Source organism: Achromobacter sp. (assembly GCF_050285565.1).
Taxonomy (GTDB): Bacteria; Pseudomonadota; Gammaproteobacteria; order Burkholderiales; family Burkholderiaceae_B; genus Achromobacter.
Genome location: NZ_JBLZXG010000001.1, coordinates 123255 through 142717, shown reverse-complemented (window position 1 = coordinate 142717; position 19463 = coordinate 123255). Strand labels below are relative to the sequence as shown.

At 66.8% G+C, this 19463-nt stretch carries 19 protein-coding genes; 16 read left to right on the top strand and 3 right to left on the bottom strand.

Going from position 1 to position 19463, the window contains the following annotated elements; all coding sequences use genetic code 11:
• Positions 1 to 39 precede the first annotated feature (39 nt).
• The gene (locus ACN6O8_RS00640) at positions 40 to 2331 is read right to left on the bottom strand and encodes a RelA/SpoT family protein (protein ID WP_427989168.1); all 2292 of its coding nucleotides are present in this window, start codon (positions 2329 to 2331) and stop codon (positions 40 to 42) included.
• Positions 2332 to 2438: 107 nt separating this feature from the next.
• On the opposite strand from ACN6O8_RS00640, the gene ACN6O8_RS00635 reads away from it, so the two are divergent.
• Together ACN6O8_RS00635 and ACN6O8_RS00630 are read left to right on the top strand one after the other, a co-directional pair.
• Positions 2439 to 3272, top strand: coding sequence for a zinc-dependent peptidase (locus ACN6O8_RS00635; protein ID WP_427989167.1), 834 nt, complete (start codon positions 2439 to 2441; stop codon positions 3270 to 3272).
• Positions 3269 to 3778 (top strand): flavodoxin family protein, encoded by a 510-nt coding sequence (locus tag ACN6O8_RS00630; RefSeq protein ID WP_427989166.1) that lies wholly within the window; start codon positions 3269 to 3271, stop codon positions 3776 to 3778. The genes ACN6O8_RS00635 and ACN6O8_RS00630 overlap by 4 nt, the downstream gene beginning before the upstream one ends.
• Positions 3779 to 3859: 81 nt before the next feature.
• Here ACN6O8_RS00630 and ACN6O8_RS00625 read toward each other — a convergent pair whose 3' ends face one another.
• Positions 3860 to 4213, bottom strand: coding sequence for a RidA family protein (locus ACN6O8_RS00625; RefSeq protein WP_427989165.1), 354 nt, complete (start codon positions 4211 to 4213; stop codon positions 3860 to 3862).
• A 72-nt stretch (positions 4214 to 4285) separates the two neighbouring features.
• Positions 4286 to 5461 (bottom strand): nicotinate phosphoribosyltransferase, encoded by a 1176-nt coding sequence (pncB, locus tag ACN6O8_RS00620; protein ID WP_427989164.1) that lies wholly within the window; start codon positions 5459 to 5461, stop codon positions 4286 to 4288.
• A gap of 155 nt (positions 5462 to 5616) precedes the next feature.
• On the opposite strand from pncB, the gene fdxA reads away from it, so the two are divergent.
• From fdxA to ACN6O8_RS00550, 14 genes are all read left to right on the top strand, one after another.
• Positions 5617 to 5940 carry a ferredoxin FdxA gene (gene fdxA / locus ACN6O8_RS00615; RefSeq protein WP_427989163.1) on the top strand — a complete coding sequence of 108 codons (324 nt, stop codon included), beginning with the start codon at positions 5617 to 5619 and terminating at the stop codon, positions 5938 to 5940.
• 46 nt (positions 5941 to 5986) lie between these two features.
• Complete coding sequence (locus tag ACN6O8_RS00610; RefSeq protein WP_427989162.1) at positions 5987 to 6787, top strand: ferredoxin--NADP reductase; 801 nt, start codon at positions 5987 to 5989, stop codon at positions 6785 to 6787.
• A gap of 234 nt (positions 6788 to 7021) precedes the next feature.
• Positions 7022 to 8248: a polyhydroxyalkanoate depolymerase gene (locus ACN6O8_RS00605; RefSeq protein ID WP_427989161.1), complete on the top strand. Its 1227-nt coding sequence runs from the start codon at positions 7022 to 7024 to the stop codon at positions 8246 to 8248.
• Positions 8249 to 8395: 147 nt separating this feature from the next.
• The gene (gene rsxB / locus ACN6O8_RS00600; RefSeq protein WP_427989160.1) at positions 8396 to 9034 is read left to right on the top strand and encodes an electron transport complex subunit RsxB; all 639 of its coding nucleotides are present in this window, start codon (positions 8396 to 8398) and stop codon (positions 9032 to 9034) included.
• A complete protein-coding gene (gene nth / locus ACN6O8_RS00595; RefSeq protein ID WP_427989159.1) occupies positions 9031 to 9666 on the top strand; it encodes an endonuclease III in 636 nt (211 codons plus the stop codon). The genes rsxB and nth overlap by 4 nt, the downstream gene beginning before the upstream one ends.
• Positions 9667 to 10032: 366 nt before the next feature.
• The gene (locus ACN6O8_RS00590; RefSeq protein ID WP_427989158.1) at positions 10033 to 10806 is read left to right on the top strand and encodes an ABC transporter ATP-binding protein; all 774 of its coding nucleotides are present in this window, start codon (positions 10033 to 10035) and stop codon (positions 10804 to 10806) included.
• Complete coding sequence (locus ACN6O8_RS00585; protein ID WP_427989157.1) at positions 10803 to 11513, top strand: ABC transporter ATP-binding protein; 711 nt, start codon at positions 10803 to 10805, stop codon at positions 11511 to 11513. The genes ACN6O8_RS00590 and ACN6O8_RS00585 overlap by 4 nt, the downstream gene beginning before the upstream one ends.
• Before the next feature lie 62 nt (positions 11514 to 11575).
• On the top strand, positions 11576 to 12790 hold the full coding sequence (locus ACN6O8_RS00580; RefSeq protein ID WP_427989156.1) for an ABC transporter substrate-binding protein: 1215 nt from the start codon (positions 11576 to 11578) through the stop codon (positions 12788 to 12790).
• A gap of 98 nt (positions 12791 to 12888) precedes the next feature.
• Complete coding sequence (locus tag ACN6O8_RS00575; RefSeq protein ID WP_427989155.1) at positions 12889 to 13776, top strand: branched-chain amino acid ABC transporter permease; 888 nt, start codon at positions 12889 to 12891, stop codon at positions 13774 to 13776.
• Positions 13773 to 14756 carry a branched-chain amino acid ABC transporter permease gene (locus tag ACN6O8_RS00570; protein WP_427989154.1) on the top strand — a complete coding sequence of 328 codons (984 nt, stop codon included), beginning with the start codon at positions 13773 to 13775 and terminating at the stop codon, positions 14754 to 14756. Before ACN6O8_RS00575 ends, ACN6O8_RS00570 begins: the two co-directional genes overlap by 4 nt.
• Before the next feature lie 118 nt (positions 14757 to 14874).
• Positions 14875 to 15894: an ABC transporter substrate-binding protein gene (locus ACN6O8_RS00565; RefSeq protein WP_427989153.1), complete on the top strand. Its 1020-nt coding sequence runs from the start codon at positions 14875 to 14877 to the stop codon at positions 15892 to 15894.
• A 78-nt stretch (positions 15895 to 15972) separates the two neighbouring features.
• A complete protein-coding gene (locus ACN6O8_RS00560) occupies positions 15973 to 16818 on the top strand; it encodes a branched-chain amino acid aminotransferase (protein WP_427989152.1) in 846 nt (281 codons plus the stop codon).
• 77 nt (positions 16819 to 16895) lie between these two features.
• Positions 16896 to 19046: a phosphocholine-specific phospholipase C gene (locus ACN6O8_RS00555; protein WP_427989151.1), complete on the top strand. Its 2151-nt coding sequence runs from the start codon at positions 16896 to 16898 to the stop codon at positions 19044 to 19046.
• A complete protein-coding gene (locus ACN6O8_RS00550) occupies positions 19043 to 19450 on the top strand; it encodes an ASCH domain-containing protein (RefSeq protein WP_427989150.1) in 408 nt (135 codons plus the stop codon). The genes ACN6O8_RS00555 and ACN6O8_RS00550 overlap by 4 nt, the downstream gene beginning before the upstream one ends.
• The last annotated feature ends 13 nt before the right edge of the window (positions 19451 to 19463 follow it).

Below are 19463 nucleotides of genomic sequence, written 5' to 3'. Positions count from 1 at the left end.
CGGCCCTACCCCGCGCGGTCTGCTCCAGAGCGTGCCCGGCTAGCGGCGCACCGCCGACGACACGCCCGGCACTTCGGCCAGCGCATCCAGCGCGCGAGCCAGCGATTCACCGCCGCGCACCTCCACCGTGAACACCATATGGGCCAGCGACTGACGGCTCTGGGTGTTCACGCCCACCACGTTCAGGCGCAGCCGCGCGAACACTTCGGACAGGTCGCGCAGCAGGCCCGGGCGGTCGTGCGCGCGCACACTGATGTCGACCGGATAGAAGGTGTCGGCCGGGGTCTCGCCCCAGGCCACCTCGATCACGCGCTCGGGTTCGCGCGCGGCCAGCGCCAGGTAGCTGTGGCAGTCGCTGCGGTGGATCGACACGCCGCGCCCGCGCGTCACGAAGCCGGCGATCGCGTCGGGCGGCGCCGGACGGCAGCAGCGCGCCAGTTGCGTCAGCAGCGAGTCCACGCCCACCACCAGCACCCCGCTCTTGCCGCTTTTCTCGGCGCTGCCGGCGCTGGCGTGGCGCAGGGCGGCCGGCTGCGGCTCGACGGCGGGCGCCGGCTGCTGGAACACGGCGTCGATCTGGCGCAGGCTGAACTCTTCCTTGGCGGCGGCCACATACAGGTCATCCGCGCGGGCGAAACCCAGGTTCTGCGCCAACTGTTCGAGGTTGATGGCGGTCTTGCCCAGCCGCTGCAGTTCCTTTTCGACCAGCGCCTGGCCCTGTGTGATGCGCTGTTGCAGTTCAATGGCGTTGAACCACATGCGCACCTTGGCGCGGGCCCGCGGACTGGCCAGGAAGCCCAATTGCGGATTGAGCCAGTCGCGCGACGGGCCGCCGGACTTGGCCGAGATGATCTCGACCGTCTGGCCGGTGGCCAGGCGCGTCTGCAGCGGCACCATCTGGCCGTCGACGCGCGCCCCCCGGCAGCGGTGGCCCAGGTCGGTATGCAGGTGATAGGCGAAATCGACCGGCGTCGCGCCGGCCGGCAACTCGATCACGCGGGCCTGCGGCGTCAGCACATAGATGCGCTCATCCGTCGGCGCGGGCGCGACGGCCGCATGGCGGCTTTTGCCCGGCCCGGACTTGCCGGCGGCGGATCGGGTGCCTTCGGGTTTGTCGGCGGCGGGCGCCTCGCCCGCCTCGACGTCGCTGTTCCAGGCCAGCAACTGGCGCATCCAGGCCAGTTGCCGGTCGTATTCGCTAGAGGCGGCCACCTGCCCGCCCTTGGCGCCGGCCTCCTTGTAGCGCCAGTGGGCGGCCATGCCGTACTCGGCGAACTGATGCATCTCGCGGGTACGTATCTGTACCTCGAACGGCCGGCCATCGTCGTCGGCCACCACCGTGTGCAGCGAGCGGTAGCCATTGGGCTTGGGCCGCGAGATGTAATCGTCGAACTCGTCGGACAGCGGCGTCCACATTTCGTGCACCATGCCCAGCGCCATGTAACACGCGCGCACGTCCTCGACGATGATGCGCAGGGCGCGCAGGTCGTACATCTGCGAGAAGTCGAGCCGCTTGATCCGCATCTTGTTCCAGATGCTGTAGATGTGCTTGGGCCGGCCGCTGACCTCGGCCTCGATGCCGTGCTTGGCCAGCGCCGTCTGCAGGCGCTCGATGGCGCCAGCGATGAAGGCCTCGCGCTCGACCCGCTTTTCCTCGAGCAGGCGGGCGATCTGCTTGTAGCGGTCGGGCTCCAGGAAGCGGAACGCCAGGTCTTCCATTTCCCACTTGATCTGCCAGATGCCCAGGCGGTTGGCCAGCGGCGCGTACAGATCCAGGGTTTCGCGGGCGAAGGCGGTCGAACAGGGCGTCTTGCTTTCGGCATGCCAGCGCAGGGTGCGCAGGCGCGAAGCCAGGCGCATCAGCACGATACGCAGGTCGGCCGCCATGGCCAGCAGCATCTTGCGCTGCATTTCCTTCTGCGAGCCGGTTTCCGCCTCGGCGTCGCTGGCCTGGCGCGCCACCACGCCCAGGCGCAGCAGGGCGCGCGTGCCCTGCACCAGGCGGGCCACCTCGGCGCCGAAAGCGGTGGCGATCGGGTCGTTGCGCAGCGCGGGGGCCGGCGCGGTCAGGTCGGTGGGCAAGGCCGCCAGCAGGGCCGCGGCGCGCGTGGCGGCGTCGGTGTGCAGGCCCGCCAGGATCCGCGCCACGCCGGCGCCGTGCGAAGCCAGCGGTTCGCCCGTCAGGGCCTGCTGGCCCTCGAAACGGGGAACCGACCAGGCCACCGCCTGGTCGATAAGCGCAAGGCCGCCGGCGTCGAGGCCCGCGCCCGCCTCCTGTCGCCAGGAAGCGTCGAAAGGCGAAGGCGCATCAGGTACGGGCGGGGCGGACATCGCGAACGTCGTGCGGAACGGTAATCGAAGATTCCGACACTCTACACTAGGAATCAACGCTGAAAACCCTGGCTGGTGCCAGGCACATATACAAGGAACCCAAGCTTATGTTGCGCTGGCTCAAGGGCCGGGGAGCGCGCGCCGCCGAGGTGGCGCAGATGCAGGCCCGGATCGCCCCCGCCCTCTGGCGGCAGGTGCTGGACGCCCATCCCTTCCTGGCGGCGCTGGACGCCACGGAATCCGCGCAGTTGCTGGCGCGCGCGGCCTGGCTGCTGGCCAGCAAGACCATCAACGGCGCGCGCGGTCTGGAGGTAACCGACTTCATGCGGCTGTCGATCGCCGCCCAGGCCAGCCTGCCGATCCTGAACCTGACGCCCACGCTGTACGAGGGCTGGGACGAGATCATCGTCTATCCGGCCGGCTTTCGCATCCCGCGCAGGCAGATGGACGAAGACGGCGTAATGCACGAGTACCTGGAAGACGCCGCCGGCGAGGCCTGGGAAGGCGGCCCCTTGATCCTGTCATGGGAAGACACGCAGTTGTCCGAGGGCGGCTTCAACGTGGTGATCCACGAATTCGCGCACAAACTCGACCTGCAGTCGGGCCTAGCCGACGGCATGCCGTCGCTGGCGGCCCACGGCGACCTCAAGCCGCGCGAGTGGCGCCGCATCCTGGACGACAGCCTGGACCGCTTCATCGCCGCGGTGGACGCGGTGGAGGCGGCCATTCCCCACGATGTGGACCCGGAAAGCGCGCAGGCCGACGCCTGGTACGGCCAGTTGCCGCTGGATCCGTATGCCGCCACCGACGAAGCTGAGTTCTTCGCCGTCAGCTCCGAACACTTCTTCGTCGATCCCTACCCCATGGCCCAGGCCCTGCCCGAATGGTTTGGCCTGTTGCGGGCCTACTATCGCCAGGACACCCTGGCGCGCTACCCATGAAACGGCTGCTGATCGTGTGGCATTCGCGCACCGGCGCGGCCCGCCAGATGGCCGAGGCCGCCGCCCGCGGCGCCATCGCGGCGGCCGCGCTGCTGGAACAGCCCGACGACCTGACAGTGACCCTGCGCCGCGCCGCGGACGCCGGGGTGGACGAGATGCTGGGCAGCGACGCTTTCCTGTTCTGCGCGCCGGAAAACCTGGCCAGCCTGAGCGGCGAAATGAAGGAATTCTTCGACCGTTGCTACTACGGCGCGCTCGACCGCATCCCCGGACGGCCGTACGCCTGCCTGATCAGCGCCGGCAGCGACGGCGCCGGCGCGGCGCGCCAGGTGGAACGCATCTGCATTGGCTGGCGCCTGCGCGCCGTGATGCCGCCGCTGATCGTCAACCTGGGCGCGCAGACGCCCGGACAGATCGCCGCCCCCAAGATCGTGGCGGCAGACGAACTGGCGCGCTGCGAAGAGGCCGGCGGCCTGCTGGCCGGCCTGTTGCTGACGACGGGTTAGCGCCAGTGCCGGCCGCGACGGACGCCCGGAAACAAAAAAGCCCTCCGGCGTGCCGGAGGGCTTTCATCGTGCATGCGGCGTTCAGGCGACGGCGGCGGTGACGACGATCTCGACCTTGTAATCGGGATTGGCCAGGCGGGCCTCGACGGTGGCGCGCGGGGGCGAGTTGCCGTCGGCGACCCAGGCGTCCCAGGCCTTGTTCATGCCGTCGAATTCCTTCATGTTGGCCACGTAGATCTGGGCCATCAGGATCTTGGTCTTGTCGGTGCCGGCTTCGGCCAGCAGGCGGTCGATCGTCGCGAGCACTTGCTCGGTCTGGCCGGTGATGTCCAGCGTGGCATCGTCCGGCACCTGGCCCGCCAGGTACGCGACGCCGTTGTAGACGGCCATGTCCGACAGGCGCTTGGCGACGTGGAAGCGCTTGATGCTGCTCATGAATATTCCCCTAATGACGAGTTGACGGGTTGGAACAATACGAAGAATGGCGAACTTTACCCTGCCGCGGTGTCAGGCGGGCGGCAACTGGAACACCTGGCGCAGATAGGCCAGGTAGGCCGGATCGTCGCACATGGTCTTTTCGGGCGCATCCGACACCTTGGCCACCGGCTGGCCATTGCAGCGAACCATCTTCATGACGATCTGCAGCGGCTCGTGGCCCAGATCGTTGGTGAGGTTGGTGCCGATGCCGAACGACACCTTGCAGCGCCCGGCAAACTGGCGCGCCAGTTCGATGGCGCGCGGGAAGGTCAGCGAATCCGAGAACACCAGCGTCTTGGCGCGCGGGTCAACGCGGTTCTTGCGGTAGTGTTCGAGCAGCCGCTCGCCCCAGACGAAGGGATCGCCTGAATCATGCCGCGCGCCGTCGAACAGTTTGCAGAAATACATGTCGAAATCGCGCAGAAAGGCGTCCATGCCATAGACGTCGGAAAGCGCGATGCCGAGGTCACCGCGGTATTCCTTGGCCCACACCTCCAGCGCGTACACCTGCGAATCGCGCAGCCGCGGACCCAGCGCCTGGCAGGCCTGCAGGTATTCGTGGCCCATGGTGCCCAACGGCAGGACTTCGTGCTGCTTGGCCAGCAGCACATTGCTGGTGCCGGCGAAGTGCGGCCCCATCTGCGCCTTCATGGTCGACACGATCTCTTCGTGCCAGACCTTGGAGAAGCGGCGGCGGGTGCCGTATTCGGCCACGCGGAAATCGGCCAGCGCCGGATCGTCCAGCACCAGGTGCATCTTCGATTGCAGGCGCTTGCGGCCTTCCGCCCAGTCCGGGTTCTTGCGCGTGTTGCGGAAGTAGACCTCGTTGACGATGGCCAGCACCGGGATCTCGAACAGGATGGTGTGCAGCCAGGGGCCCTTGACCTCGATGCTGATCTCGCCCGGCCCCTCGCCTTCGCGGATGCTGATGCAGCGTTCGGGCAGGTGGAACAGTTCGAGGAAATCGACGAAGTCGCTTTTGATGAAACGCAAGCCACCCAGATATTTAAGTTCGTCCTCGGTGAAGCGCAACTGGCAAAGCTGGTGCACTTCTTCGCGGATTTCGTCCAGGTAGGGGCGCAAGTCGACCCCCGGTGTCCGGCATTTGTAACGGTACTCGACCTGGGCAGCGGGGAATTGATGCAGCACCACCTGCATCATGCTGAATTTATACAGGTCGGTGTCGAGCAGCGAGGTGATTATCATGATTACGCGTATCGTTTCGCGACACCATAGCATAGCGAGGCACGGCAAACCCCCAATGCGCCACGATGTCAACAGGGTATTGGCGACGTATCGGCCGCGCATTGGGTAAAATTCGCCCAACAAGACACAATGCCGCCTGCCCGGAGTTCCTGAGAATGACCCACGTTGTCACCGAAAACTGTATCAAGTGCAAGTACACCGATTGCGTCGACGTATGCCCGGTGGACTGTTTTCGTGAGGGTCCGAACTTTCTGGTGATCGACCCCGACGAGTGCATCGACTGTGCCGTGTGCATCCCCGAATGCCCGGCCAACGCCATCTACGCCGAGGAAGACGTGCCGCAGGACCAACTCAACTTCATCGCCCTGAACGCCGAACTCTCGCCCGAGTTCGCCAGCATCAGCCGCGCCAAGAAGCCGCTGCCCGACGCCGACGAATGGAACGGCAAGCAGGGCAAGCTGCAATACCTGGAAAAATGATCCGCGAGCGCGCGGCCGTCCCCGGCCCGCGCCGCGCGATGTGCCGATGACCGACGATTCCAAATACACGCGCCAGACCGTCACCCACGTCCATACCTGGGTACCCGACAAGCTGTTCTCGGTGCGCGTCACGCGCGACGACGCGTATGCCTTCCAGCCGGGCCAGTTCGCCCGCGTCGGTCTGCCGGGCGCCGAGGATCCCGCCGGCCCGCCCACGCTGTGGCGCGCCTATTCGATGGTGTCGGCCCCGCACCAGCCCTGGCTGGAGTTCTATTCCATCGTGGTCCCCGAGGGGCTGTTCAGCCCGCGCATGGCGCGGCTGCAGCCGGGCGACGCCCTGTACGTCGAAAAAGCGCCCTACGGCTTCCTGACACTGGAACGCTTCGCGCCCGGCGGTGACCTCTGGCTGCTGGCCTCCGGCACGGGCCTGTCGGCCTACCTGTCGATCCTGCGCGACCCGGCCGTTTGGCGCGCCTATCGCCGCATCGTCCTGGTGCACGGCGTGCGCACCGCGGCGGAGCTGGCCTATCGCGAGGAAATCGAAGGCTGGCGCAATGATCCGTCCCTGGCCGAGCGGTTCGCGGCCGAGCCGGACAAGCTGATGTACCTGCCCATCGCCACCCGCGAGGCCCTGCCCGGCATGCCGCAGGCGCGCCTGACCACCCTGATCGCCGACGGCGGGCTGGAACGCCTGGCGGGCCTGCCCCTGGACCCGGAGCACGCCAAGATCATGCTCTGCGGCAATCCGGACATGCTGGCCGACGCCCGCAAGCTGCTGGGCGAACGCGGCTTCAAGCCGGGCCGCCGCGGCATCCCCGGCAATCTGGCAGTGGAAAACTACTGGTGAGCCGCCGCCCCTCTCCGGATGGGCCTCCGGCCCGTCCGGCTTAGTGCAAAAATCCGCCGTTTTCCTCCCCCCATCGCCGCGGATTGCGCCCTAAACTGGTGCCCAAGGGATGACGGGTCGCATTTTTGCAACACAAAATCCGGTTTTCAGGCGCTTTCGTCAGACAAATTGGAAATACCGTTACTCCCCGGCGCAATAATCGGGGCACACGCACGACCCAGAAGGACTCCCCCAATGCTGTACCAATTGCACGAAATGCAGCGCGCCTTCCTGACTCCGTTCGCTGCATTCACGGATGCCGGTTCCCAGCTGTTCTCCAGCCCCTACAGCCCCCTTGCCTACACCCCGATCTCGCGCCAGATGGCCGCGGGATACGAGCTGATGACGCGCATCGGCAAGGAATACCAGAAGCCCGCCTGGAACCTGCCCGCCACGGAAATCAGCGGCAAGTCGGTGCGTGTCACCGAATCGATCGTGCTGGACAAGCCCTTCTGCCGCCTGGTGCACTTCCACCGCGACGTGCGCCAGGCCCCGCAGGACGATCCCAAGGTGCTGCTGGTCGCGCCGCTGTCCGGCCACCACGCCACCCTGCTGCGCGATACGGTGCGCGCCCTGCTGCCCGGCCATGACGTCTATGTCACCGACTGGGTCGACGCGCGCATGGTGCCGCTGTCGGCCGGCCCGTTCCACCTGAACGACTACGTGCGCTATGTGCAGGATTTCATCCGCCACCTGGGGCCGGATGTGCACGTGATCTCCGTCTGCCAGCCCACCGTGCCGGTGCTGGCCGCCGTGTCGCTGATGGCCTCGGCCAACGATCCGCGCCAGCCGCGCAGCATGGTCATGATGGGCGGCCCGATCGATCCACGCCAGTCGCCCACGCAGGTGAACCGCCTGGCCACCACCAAGCCTTATTCGTGGTTCGAGAACCAGGTCATCCACCCGGTGCCGCCGCGCTATCCGGGGTCCGGCCGCAAGGTCTATCCGGGCTTCCTGCAGCATGCCGGCTTCATGGCGATGAATCCCGACCGCCATATGAAGTCGCATTACGACTTCTACCTGGATCTGCTGCGCGGCGACGACAGCGACGCCGAGGCCCACCGCCGCTTCTACGATGAATACAACGCGGTGCTGGACATGCCGGCCGAGTTCTACCTGGACACCATCCGCATGGTGTTCCAGGAATTCGCGCTGCCCAACGGCACCTGGGAAGTCGACGGCCAACGGGTGCGCCCGGCCGACATCAAGAAGGTGGCGCTGTTCACCATCGAGGGCGAGCTGGACGATATCTCCGGCCAGGGCCAGACGCGCGCGGCCATCAAGCTGTGCAAGAACATCCCGGCCGACCGCAAGATGCATTACACCGCCCCCAATTGCGGCCACTACGGGATTTTCTCGGGCCGCCGCTGGCGCGAAATGATCTGTCCTAAAATCGCGGAATTCATCCGGCAGTCGGCCTAGGGCCATTGGCCCTTCCCGAACCGTAGTCCACGGGGCCCGAGCGGCCCCGTTCACTTTCCTGCCCGAGCGGCCCCGTTCATTTTCCTGCCCGAGCGGGCACGCCCGGCTTCGCGCCCGCGCGGCGCCTGACGCTTTTCACTGTACGCCATGTCCTGTCGCTCCCTCGCCGACCGCATCGATGCACTGCTGCCCCAGACGCAATGCACCAAATGCGGCTATGACGGCTGCCGGCCCTATGCCGAGGCCATCGCCGCCGGCGCCGCCCCGATCAACCGCTGCCCACCGGGCGGCGAAGAAGGCATCGCCGCGCTGGCCGCGCTGCTGCAGACCCCCGCGCTGCCCCTCGATACGAGCCGCGGCGCGCCCGGCCCGCTGCTGGTGGCCCGCATCGACGAGGCGCACTGCATCGGCTGTACGCTGTGCATCCAGGCCTGTCCGGTCGATGCCATCGTCGGCGCCAACAAACACATGCACACCGTGCTGCCCGACTGGTGCACCGGCTGCGACCTGTGCGTGGCGCCCTGCCCGGTCGATTGCATCCAGATGGTACCCGCCGGCCGCGCCTGGACCGCTGCCGACGCCGATGCCGGCCGCCAGCGGCATCGCCGCCATCAGGCGCGTGTCGAGCGCCTGGCCGCCGCCAACGCCCGCCTGATGGCCCCAGAGCCCGACGCCGCGCCCACGCCTGTCGTCACCGATGATGCGCAAAGCGAAGACCGCAAGCGCGCCGCCATTGAATCCGCGCTGGCGCGAGCCCGCGCCCGTCGGAATACCCCGCGCCCATGAACGCCGCCAAACGCCGAGAGATCTTCGCCCGCCTGCAAGCGGCCAACCCGCACCCGACCACCGAACTGGAATACGACACGCCGTTCCAACTATTGATCGCGGTGCTGCTGTCGGCGCAGGCCACCGACAAGTCGGTCAACATCGCCACCCGCAAGTTCTTCCCGCGATATGGCACGCCGCAAGCGCTGCTGGACCTGGGCGAGGCAGGCCTGGCCGACTACATCAAGACCATCGGCCTGTACCGCACCAAGGCCAAGAACGCCATCGCCACCTGCCGCATCCTGATCGAGCAATACGGCGGCGAAGTGCCGCAGACCCGCGAGGCGCTGGAAGCGCTGCCCGGTGTCGGCCGCAAGACCGCCAACGTGGTGTTGAACACGGCCTTCGGCCAGCCCACGATGGCAGTCGACACGCATATCTTCCGGGTCTCGAACCGCACCGGACTGGCCCCCGGCAAAAACGTTCTGGAAGTCGAGCGGAAACTGGAGAAGTTCGTGCCGCGCGAATATATGCAGGACGCGCATCACTGGCTGATTCTGCAAGGCCGTTATGTGTGCGTGGCGCGCAAACCGAAATGCCCGCAATGCGGTATTTCGGATCTGTGCGAATTCAAAGATAAAACGCCGGCCTGAGACACGCGCCGGGCGCGGCGAATTTATACATAATGTTCGTTCGCGCGGCGGAAAAAACCGGGTTTTCCCCGATGCCCGCCACGCTGACGCACTGATGGCAATCGATACCGATTTGCTGCAACGCATTGCGTGTCGGCATAGGGCTTTCGTCCAGCCGCCATGCGAATTGTCCGCTATCCGACAATTCACCTTTCCGCACCGCAAAACCTATGACAAACCCTCATGGAATTTTGATTCAGAGGTGCGCATACTCGCCGGCAACTCTTATAGAAAACATGGCATTTCCATGATTTTCCTTACCCCTCGCGGGGGCCTGCGCAGCACGCCGGGCAGAGTCCAAATAAATACAACGCCGGTACAGCGGACATGGACGACACGATCCTGGAGACAAAAGGCCTCACCAAGGAATTCCGCGGTTTTGTCGCGGTCAATGGGGTCGATTTGCGTATCAAGCGGGGGCAGATTCACGCCTTGATCGGGCCGAACGGCGCCGGCAAGACCACGTGCTTCAACCTGCTCACCAAGTTTCTTTCCCCCACTTCGGGAACCATCAAGTTCAACGGCATCGACATCACCGGCGAGCGTCCCGCGCAGATCGCGCGGCGCGGGGTGATCCGTTCGTTCCAGATTTCGGCGGTGTTCCCGCACCTGACCGTGCTTGAAAACGTGCGCATCGGTCTGCAACGCAAGACCGGGCTGTCGTTCCATTTCTGGCAGAGCACCAAGCGCCTGGCCGCGCTCGATGAACCGGCCCGCGCCCTGCTCGAACAGGTCGACCTGGGCGCGTTCGCCAATGAAACCACGGTGAACCTGCCGTACGGCCGCAAACGCGCGCTCGAGATCGCCACCACGCTGGCGATGGAACCCGAGCTGATGCTGCTGGACGAACCCACGCAGGGCATGGGCCACGAAGACGTGGATCGCGTCACGCAGTTGATCAAGCGCGTCAGCGCCGGCCGCACCATCCTGATGGTGGAACACAACATGAACGTGGTGTCCTCCATCGCCAACACCATCACCGTGCTGGCGCGCGGCGCGGTGCTGGCGGAGGGCAACTACGCCGAAGTGTCCCGCCATCCCGCCGTGATGCAGGCCTACATGGGCACCACCGACGGCGAACTGCAAGGAGCGCACGCATGAGTACCCCGGCACTGGAAATCTCGGGCCTGCAGGCCTGGTACGGGGAATCGCATATCCTGCACGGCGTGGATATGCGCGTGGGGCAAGGCGAGGTCGTCACGCTGCTGGGCCGCAATGGCGCCGGCCGCACCACCACGCTGCGGGCCATCCTCGGCCTGACCGGTTCCCGCAAGGGTTCCGTGCGTATCCACGGCACCGAGGCCATCGACCTGCCGACCTACAAGATCGCTCACCTGGGCGTGGGCTATTGCCCCGAGGAACGCGGCATCTTCGCCAGCCTGTCGTGCGAAGAGAACCTGCTGCTGCCGCCCGTGGTGGGTTCGCTCGGCGGTGGCATGTCCCTGACCGAAATCTACGACATGTTCCCCAACCTGCAGGAACGCCGCCATTCGCCCGGCACGCGCCTGTCGGGCGGTGAACAACAGATGCTGGCGGTGGCCCGCATCCTGCGCACCGGCGCCAACCTGCTGCTGCTGGACGAGATCTCCGAGGGCCTGGCGCCGGTGATCGTGCAGGCGCTGGCCCGCATGATCACCGCGCTCAAGCAGCGTGGCTACACCATCGTCATGGTGGAACAGAATTTCCGCTTCGCGGCGCCGCTGGCCGATCGCTTCTACGTCATGGAGCACGGCCAGATCGTCGAGCATTTCGAAGCCGCCGAACTTTCAGAAAAACAGGACACGCTCAACGAATTGCTGGGCGTCTAAAACAACCTGTCACCCGCCGGTTTCCCGGCATCCCATATACCAAAGGGAAGAGGAGTCATCCCATGAAGCTGCACACCATCACTGCTGCACTGACCATGGCGGGCCTGGGATTTGCCGGGGCCCCCGCCCAGGCACAAGGCATCTCCGACGATGTCATCCGCATCGGGTTCATCACCGACATGTCGGGCGTCTACTCCGACATCGACGGCAAGGCCGGTCTGGAAGCGATCCGCATGGCGATCGAGGATTTCGGCGGCGCGGTCAACGGCAAGAAGATCGAAGTGCTGTCGGCCGACCACCAGAACAAGGCGGACGTGGCCTCGGCCCGCGCCCGCGAATGGTTCGACCAGCAGAAGGTCGACGTCATCATCGCCGGCACCAACTCGGCCACCAGCCTGGCCATGGCGGCCGTGGCGGCGGAAAAGAAGAAGCCCTTCATCGCCATCGGCGCGGGCGCTTCCGACCTGACCAACGCCCAGTGTTCGCCCTACACCGTCCACTACGCCTACGATACCGTGGCGCTGGCGCGCGGCACCGGCTCGGCGGTGGTGAAAGACGGCGGCAAGAGCTGGTTCTTCCTGACGGCCGACTATGCTTTCGGCCACGCCCTCGAACGCGACACGATGGCCGTGGTCAAGGCCGCCGGCGGCGAGGTCAAGGGCCAGGTGCGGGCACCGCTGGGCGCCTCCGATTTCTCCTCCTTCCTGCTGCAGGCGCAGGCGTCCAAGGCGCAGATCCTGGGCCTGGCGAACGCGGGCGGCGACACCATCAATTCGATCAAGGCCGCCAATGAATTCGGCGTGACCCAGACGATGAAGATGGCCGGCCTGCTGGTGTTCATCAACGACGTGCACTCGCTCGGCCTGGAAGCGACCAAGGGCATGTACCTGACCGACGGCTGGTACTGGGATCAATCCGACGCCTCGCGCGCCTGGGCCAAGAAGTTCGAGGCCAAGGTCGGCCGCAAGCCGTCCATGCTGCAGGCGGGCGACTATTCGTCGGTCACGTTCTACCTGAACGGCGTGAAGGCCACCGGCACCGACGATGCCGACACCCTCATGAAGTGGATGAAGTCGAACAAGATCAACGACTTCTTCACCCAGGGCGGCTATGTGCGCGAAGACGGCCGCATGATCCACGACATGTACCTGATGCAGGTGAAGACGCCGGCCGAATCGAAGGGCCCGTGGGACTACTACAAGGTGGTCGCCACGCTGCCGGGCGACGAGGTCTACACCAAGCTGTCCGAGTCGACCTGCAAGCTGGTCAAGAAGTAATTTCCGTCGATGCGACCCCTTGATGCGACCAGGCCGGCGCGGCCGGGTCGCGTCCTGAATTTGCCCGCCTCCCTTCGTACGCGCAGGATTTTCACAAGATGACTGATATTTTCGGCATCCCCATACAGGCCTTGTTCGGCCAGTTGCTGCTGGGACTGGTCAACGGTTCGTTCTATGCCATGCTGTCGCTCGGCCTGGCGGTTATCTTCGGACTGCTGAACGTCATCAACTTCGCGCACGGCGCGCTTTACATGCTGGGCGCCTTCATCGCCTGGATGGGCCTGTCGTACCTGGGGTTGAACTACTGGGTCATGCTGATCCTGGCGCCGCTGGTGGTCGGGCTGTTCGGCATCCTCATTGAAAAACTGCTGCTCAAGCACCTCTACAAGCTCGATCACCTCTACGGGCTGCTGCTGACCTTCGGCCTGACACTGCTGATCGAAGGCCTGTTCCGCAGCTTCTACGGGGTATCGGGCCAACCCTATCCCACGCCCGAGGCGCTGCGCGGCGCCACCAACCTGGGCTTCATGGTGCTGCCCAACTATCGCGGCTGGGTGGTGGCGGCGTCGGTGGTGGTGTGCCTGGCGACCTGGTTCGTCATCGAACGCACGCGCCTGGGCGCCCTGCTGCGCGCCGGCACCGAAAATCCGCGCCTGGTCGAGGCCTTCGGCGTCAACGTGCCCCGCATGATCACGCTGACTTACGGCTTCGGCGTGGCGCTGGCCGGCTTTGCCGGCGTGCTGGCCGCGCCGGTGCTGCAGATCTCGCCGCTGATGGGGTCCAACCTCATCATCGTGGTGTTCGCGGTGGTCGTGATCGGCGGCATGGGCTCCATCATGGGCGCCATCGTCACCGGCCTGGGCCTGGGCGTGATCGAAGGCCTGACCAAGGTGTTCTGGCCCGAGGCGTCCAGCACGGTCGTCTTCATCATCATGGCCATTGTCCTGTTGCTCCGCCCGGCCGGGCTGTTCGGAAAAGAGAAATGAATCGTCAATTCCTGGGCTATGCGGTGTTGGCCATCGTGGTGGCCATTCTTCCTTTCGTCGGGGTGTATCCGATCTTCGCCATGAAGATCATGTGCTATGCCCTGTTCGCCTGCGCCTTCAACCTGCTGCTGGGCTTTACCGGCCTGCTGTCGTTCGGCCACGCCGCCTTCCTGGGCAGCGCCGCCTACGCGGCCGGCCATGCGCTCAAGGTGTGGGGCGTGCCGACCGAGATCGGGCTGCTGTTCGGCGTGGCGGTGGCCGCGCTGCTGGGCCTGGCGATGGGCGCGCTGGCGATCCGCCGCAGCGGCATCTACTTCGCCATGATCACGCTAGCGCTGGCACAGATGGTGTTCTTCTTCTTCCTGCAGGCCAAGTTCACCGGCGGCGAAGACGGCCTGCAGAGCGTGCCGCGCGGCACGCTGCTGGGCATCATCGACCTGTCGAAAGACCTGAACTTGTACTACCTGGTGATGGGCGTGTTCATCATCGGCTACTTCATCATCTGGCGCACGGTGCACTCGCCCTTCGGCCAGGTGCTGCAGGCGCTGCGCGAGAACGAGCCGCGCGCGATCTCGCTGGGCTACGACGTCGACCGCTTCAAACTGCTGGCCTTCGTGCTGTCGGCCGCCATCGCCGGCCTGGCGGGCGCCACCAAGACGCTGGTGTTCGTGTCGGCGACGCTGTCGGACGCGACCTGGCAGATGTCGGGCCTGGTGATCCTGATGACGCTGATCGGCGGGCTCGGCACGCTGACCGGCCCGATCCTGGGCGCCTTCATCGTGGTGCTGCTGGAGAACAAGGTCGGCGATTTCGGCCAGATGATGGCCAGCCTGACCGGCGTCGACTGGTTCCTGCGCCTGGGCGAGTCGGTGACCATTGTGATCGGCCTGATCTTCGTGATCTGCGTGCTGGCGTTCCGCCGCGGCATCGTCGGCGAGATCAGCGCGCTGATCGAGAAGCGGCGCGCGGCGCGCGCCTGATCCGCGCGGCCGCCGGCCGCATCGCCACCCGACCCTCGGGGCCGCCGCGCGCGGCCCCGATTGCATGGTAGGCCACGCCTTTACAATGGCCGGCACGCAACCCGAAAGGTGCTCTCCCATGCGCAAGAAGCCCACGCTTGCCGCTTTCCGCGGTGTCCTGGCCCTGGCCGCCGCCCTGCTCGCGCCGGCCGCGGCGCACGCCGCCAAGCCGGTCTGCGAAGTCGACCGCCCGGTCCGCTTCAGCGGCCTGAACTGGGAATCCAACCTGGTCCTCGCGGGTATCGAACGCTATGTGATGGAACATGGCTACGGCTGCAAGACCAGTGTCGAGATCGGCGAAACGCTGCCGATGCTGGCCGCCCTGCAACGCGGCGATGTCGACGTCACGCCGGAGGTGTGGCCGGGGCAGATCGAGGTGGCCTGGAAGAAGGCGCTGGCCAGCGGCCGCGTGCAGGGCCTGGGCCATGTCTACGACGCCGGCGAAGGCTGGTACGTGCCGCGCTATACCGCGCAGCGTCATCCCGGCCTGAAATCGGCGGCGGACCTGGCGCGCTTCAAGCAGGTTTTCGCCGATCCCGAGGATCCGGGCCGCGGCCGCATCTATGGCTGCCCGGCCGGCTGGGCCTGTGGCACCTTGAACGACAATCTGCTGCGCGCACTGGGCCTGGAGCGCGACTACAACCTGTTCGCGCCCGGCTCGGGCGCCGCGCAGAAGGCCGCCATCCTGTCGGCCTACAAGCGCCAGCGCGACATCGTCTTCTACTACTGGACGCCCACCGCGCTGGTGGGCGCGCTCGACCTGGTCAAGCTGGAACTGCCGGCCTTCGACCCGGCCGCCTATACCTGCCTGACCGACCCCAAGTGCGCCAAGCCCGTGGCCACCGAATTCAAACCCAACCCGGTGGTCACCGGCGTCAACAGCGCCTTCGCCAAGGAGGCGCCGCAATTGACCGCGTTTCTGGCCCGGCTCGCCATCCCCCGCGACGCAATCGACGCCACGCTCGGCTGGCTGGAAACCGAAGGCAAGGAACCGGAGGAAGCGGCCCGCTACTTCCTCAAGCAATACGGCCCCGTATGGCGGCAATGGATGCCGGCCGATGCGGCCGACCGGGTGCAGGCGGCGCTGGACCGCGAGTGAAGCAGCCCGTGCCTCATGTATCCTGACGTTTCGGCGCCAACAGCGCGCCAATCCGATACCCCGCAAGGAAGACTCACCATGGACGCCCTGTTCTGGCACAACGGTCACTGGACCACCGAAAACCCCAAACTGCTCGGCCCCGCCGACCACGCCTTCTGGATGGCCAGCATGGTCTTCGACGGCGCGCGCGCGTTCCGCGGCCTGACGCCCGACCTGGACCTGCACTGCCAGCGCGTGGTGCGCTCGGCCGAAAAGATGCTGATGAAGCCGCAGATCACGTGGCAGGAAATCCAGGCGCTGTGCCTGCAGGCGGTGGCCAAGTTCCCCGAAGGCAGCGAGCTCTACATCAAGCCCATGTTTTTCTGCGCCGACGGCTTCCTGCTGCCCGATGCCGACAAGACCCAGTTCGTGCTGCACGTGTTCAAGGTGCCGATGCCGGGCGAACAAGGCTTTTCCGCCTGCTTCTCCAGCTTCGCGCGCTCCTGGCCCAACATGGCGCCGACCGACGCCAAGGCCTCGTGCCTGTATCCCAACGGCCAGCGCGCCATCCGCGAGGCGATGGACAAGGGCTTCGACAACGCCATCATGCTGGACGGCGCCGGCAACATCGCCGAGTTCGCCTCCAGCAACCTGTGGATCGCCAAGGATGGGGTGGTCTCGACCCCGGTGGACAACGGCACCTTCCTGAACGGCATCACGCGCCGCCGCGTGCTGGCGCTGCTCAAGGCCGATGGCGTGCAAGTGCAGGAGCGCAGCCTGACGCGCGCCGACATCGAGGCCGCCGATGAGGTGTTCTCGTCCGGTAACTACGGCAAGGTGGTGCACGTGAACCGCGTCGAGGACCGCAAGCTGGAATACGGCCCGCTGGCGCGCCGCGCCCACAAGCTGTACATGGACTACGCCGAAAGCACGCGCAAGCAATAAGCGCCCCCGGCGCCATGGAATGCGCGGCCCCGGCCGGGACCGCGCCGCGTGACAAGGACACCCCGCAAGGAAACCCAATGCATTCCCGACGCGAGTTCCTGCGCGGCGGCGCCGCGATCGCCGGCGCCGGCAGCGCCCTGGCGCTGCTGCCCGCCTCCATCCGCCGCGCGCTGGCGATACCCGCCAACCGCCGCAAGGGCAGCATCGAAGATGTCGAGCACATCGTCATCTTCATGCAGGAAAACCGGTCGTTCGACCACTACTTCGGCGGATTGGCCGGGGTGCGCGGCTTCGGCGACCGCTTTCCCATCCCGGTGCCCGCCAGCCCCGATTTCGAGCGCCGCACGGTCTGGGCGCAATACAACGGCCGCCCCGACGAGGGCGCGCCGCGCAGCGTGCTGCCGTTCCGGCTCGACACCGGCGCGGCTTACGAGGCCATGCGCGTGGCCAGCACGCCGCACACCTGGTCCAACGCCCAGGACGCCTGGGACGCCGGCCGCATGGGCCAGTGGCCGGCCGCCAAGAAGAATCATTCGATGGCGTACTACACCGAAGCGGACATGCCGTTCCAGTACGCCATGGCGCGCGCCTTTACCGTGTGCGACGCCTACCATTGCTCGTTCACCGGCGGCACCAACACCAACCGCCTGTTCGTCTGGAGCGGCACCAACGACGGCCTGGGGCGCGGTCACGGCCCGGCGCTGGGCAACACCTACAACAAGCTGGGCGGCGGCGATCCGGCCGGCGCCTACACCTGGACCACCTACCCCGAACGCCTGGAACGCGCCGGCATCCGCTGGCGCATCTACCAGGACATGGCGGACAACTACTCGCTCAACCCGACCGCCGGCTTCAAGGCCTACCGCGACGCCTATCACGGCGTGCCCGGCGCGCTGGCCGCGCTCAAGGACAAGGCGCTGACCACCCGCGGCCTGGACGGGCTGCGCCAGGACGTGCTCGATGGCACTTTGCCGCAGGTGTCATGGATCTGCGCCACCAAGGCCGGCTCCGAGCACCCCAGCCCCTCCAGCCCGGCGCAGGGCGCGGACTACACCGCGCGCGTGCTGGACGCGCTGACCGCCAATCCCGAGGTCTGGAGCAAGACCGTTCTGCTGCTGATGTTCGACGAGAACGATGGCTTCTTCGACCACATGCCGCCGCCCGCCCCGCCCTCGCGCGGCCGCGACGGCCGGCTGGCGGGCGCGTCGACCGTGGACACCACGGGCGAGTACCACGAGATTGTCACCGGCACCGAAAAGGACGACACGGCCGCGCACCTGCACGGCGTCTACGGCCTGGGGCCGCGCGTGCCGATGTACGTGTTGTCGCCCTGGACCAAGGGCGGCTGGGTCAACTCGGAAGTGTTCGACCACACCTCGGTGCTGCGCTTCGTCGAGCGCCGCTTCGGCGTGGCCGAGCCCAACATTTCGCCATGGCGCCGCGCGGTCTGTGGCGACCTGACCTCGATCTTCGATTTCGCCACGCCCGATGAGGCCGACCTGACCCGTGGCCTGCCGGCCACCGCCACGCGCGCGGCGCGGGCCGCCGCGCTGCCCGGCACCGTCACGCCGCCCGCGCCCGAGCGGCCCGCGCTGGCGCGGCAGGCGGCCGGCACGCGCCCGTCGCGTCCGCTGCCCTACGCCTTGGCGGCGCGGGCCCGCGTGACGGGCGACCAGGTCTTGTTGCGTTTCGACAATACCGGCAGCGCCGGCGCCGTGCTGCACGTCTATGACCGCCTGCGCCTGGAGGACGGCCCGCGCCGCTACACCGTCGAAGCCGGCAAGCACCTGGAGGATGCCTGGCAGGCGACAGGCGACGACGGGCGCTACGATCTGTGGGTGCTGGGCCCCAACGGCTTTCATCGCCACCTCGCCGGCCGGCTGCGCGCCGACCCCGCGCCCCTGGCGGTCGAGGCCGCCTGTGACGCCGCCGGCCCGACGCTGCGCCTGACGCTGCGCAATCCTGGCGAACGGGCGCGCGGCTTCCAGGTCGAGGCCAACGCTTATGGCTATGCCGGCCACCATGAACCGGCGCTGGCGCCGGGCCTGAGCGCCACCGTGGCGTGGAACCTGGCCGCCAGCGGCGGGTGGTACGACTTCAGCGTGCGCGCCGACGACGCGCCCGGTTCCGTCCAACGCCTGGCCGGGCGCATCGAGACCGGCGCCCCCTCGACTTCCGACCCCGCGATGGGCCAGGAACTGATCCTGCAATGGATGCCAGTAGCGTGAAACCGCCCGCCCCCTACGAAAACGCGGTGACCTTCCGGTTCGGCGACTCGCCCGAATTGGCCGATCAACTGCTGGCGCTGGTGCTGTCCGGCGCCAAGACCGCCACCTGTGGCGCGCTGCGCGATTTCGACGAGAAGGAACCGGTGCCCGAGCCGGGCCGGCGCGACGTGGCGCTGGACGGCCGCGGCCGCCCGGCCTGCGCCATCGAGACGCTCAGCGTCGTGATCCAGCGTTTCGACGACGTGGACGAGGCCTTTGCCGTGGCCGAGGGCGAAGGCCCCTACGAGGCCTGGCGATCGGAGCACATCGCCTATTTCGACCGCAATGGCGGCTACGCGCCGGATATGCTGCTGGTGTGCGAACGCTTCCGCGTGGTCGCGGTGTTCGAACGCGAGGCGGACTGACGCGCCCGCCTCG

Bases quoted from the DNA above. Each gene is read 5' to 3' on its own strand.
- ACN6O8_RS00635 (WP_427989167.1), top strand. From the start codon at position 2,439: ATGTTGCGCTGGCTCAAGGGCCGGGGAGCGCGCGCCGCCGAGGTGGCG.
- ACN6O8_RS00555 (WP_427989151.1), top strand. From the start codon at position 16,896: ATGCATTCCCGACGCGAGTTCCTGCGCGGCGGCGCCGCGATCGCCGGC.
- ACN6O8_RS00610 (WP_427989162.1), top strand. From the start codon at position 5,987: ATGACCGACGATTCCAAATACACGCGCCAGACCGTCACCCACGTCCAT.
- ACN6O8_RS00565 (WP_427989153.1), top strand. From the start codon at position 14,875: ATGCGCAAGAAGCCCACGCTTGCCGCTTTCCGCGGTGTCCTGGCCCTG.
- ACN6O8_RS00560 (WP_427989152.1), top strand. From the start codon at position 15,973: ATGGACGCCCTGTTCTGGCACAACGGTCACTGGACCACCGAAAACCCC.
- pncB (WP_427989164.1), bottom strand. From the start codon at position 5,461: ATGATAATCACCTCGCTGCTCGACACCGACCTGTATAAATTCAGCATG.
- ACN6O8_RS00625 (WP_427989165.1), bottom strand. From the start codon at position 4,213: ATGAGCAGCATCAAGCGCTTCCACGTCGCCAAGCGCCTGTCGGACATG.
- ACN6O8_RS00605 (WP_427989161.1), top strand. From the start codon at position 7,022: ATGCTGTACCAATTGCACGAAATGCAGCGCGCCTTCCTGACTCCGTTC.
- ACN6O8_RS00585 (WP_427989157.1), top strand. From the start codon at position 10,803: ATGAGTACCCCGGCACTGGAAATCTCGGGCCTGCAGGCCTGGTACGGG.
- ACN6O8_RS00580 (WP_427989156.1), top strand. From the start codon at position 11,576: ATGAAGCTGCACACCATCACTGCTGCACTGACCATGGCGGGCCTGGGA.
- ACN6O8_RS00630 (WP_427989166.1), top strand. From the start codon at position 3,269: ATGAAACGGCTGCTGATCGTGTGGCATTCGCGCACCGGCGCGGCCCGC.
- fdxA (WP_427989163.1), top strand. From the start codon at position 5,617: ATGACCCACGTTGTCACCGAAAACTGTATCAAGTGCAAGTACACCGAT.
- ACN6O8_RS00570 (WP_427989154.1), top strand. From the start codon at position 13,773: ATGAATCGTCAATTCCTGGGCTATGCGGTGTTGGCCATCGTGGTGGCC.
- ACN6O8_RS00575 (WP_427989155.1), top strand. From the start codon at position 12,889: ATGACTGATATTTTCGGCATCCCCATACAGGCCTTGTTCGGCCAGTTG.
- ACN6O8_RS00640 (WP_427989168.1), bottom strand. From the start codon at position 2,331: ATGTCCGCCCCGCCCGTACCTGATGCGCCTTCGCCTTTCGACGCTTCC.
- nth (WP_427989159.1), top strand. From the start codon at position 9,031: ATGAACGCCGCCAAACGCCGAGAGATCTTCGCCCGCCTGCAAGCGGCC.
- ACN6O8_RS00590 (WP_427989158.1), top strand. From the start codon at position 10,033: ATGGACGACACGATCCTGGAGACAAAAGGCCTCACCAAGGAATTCCGC.
- rsxB (WP_427989160.1), top strand. From the start codon at position 8,396: ATGTCCTGTCGCTCCCTCGCCGACCGCATCGATGCACTGCTGCCCCAG.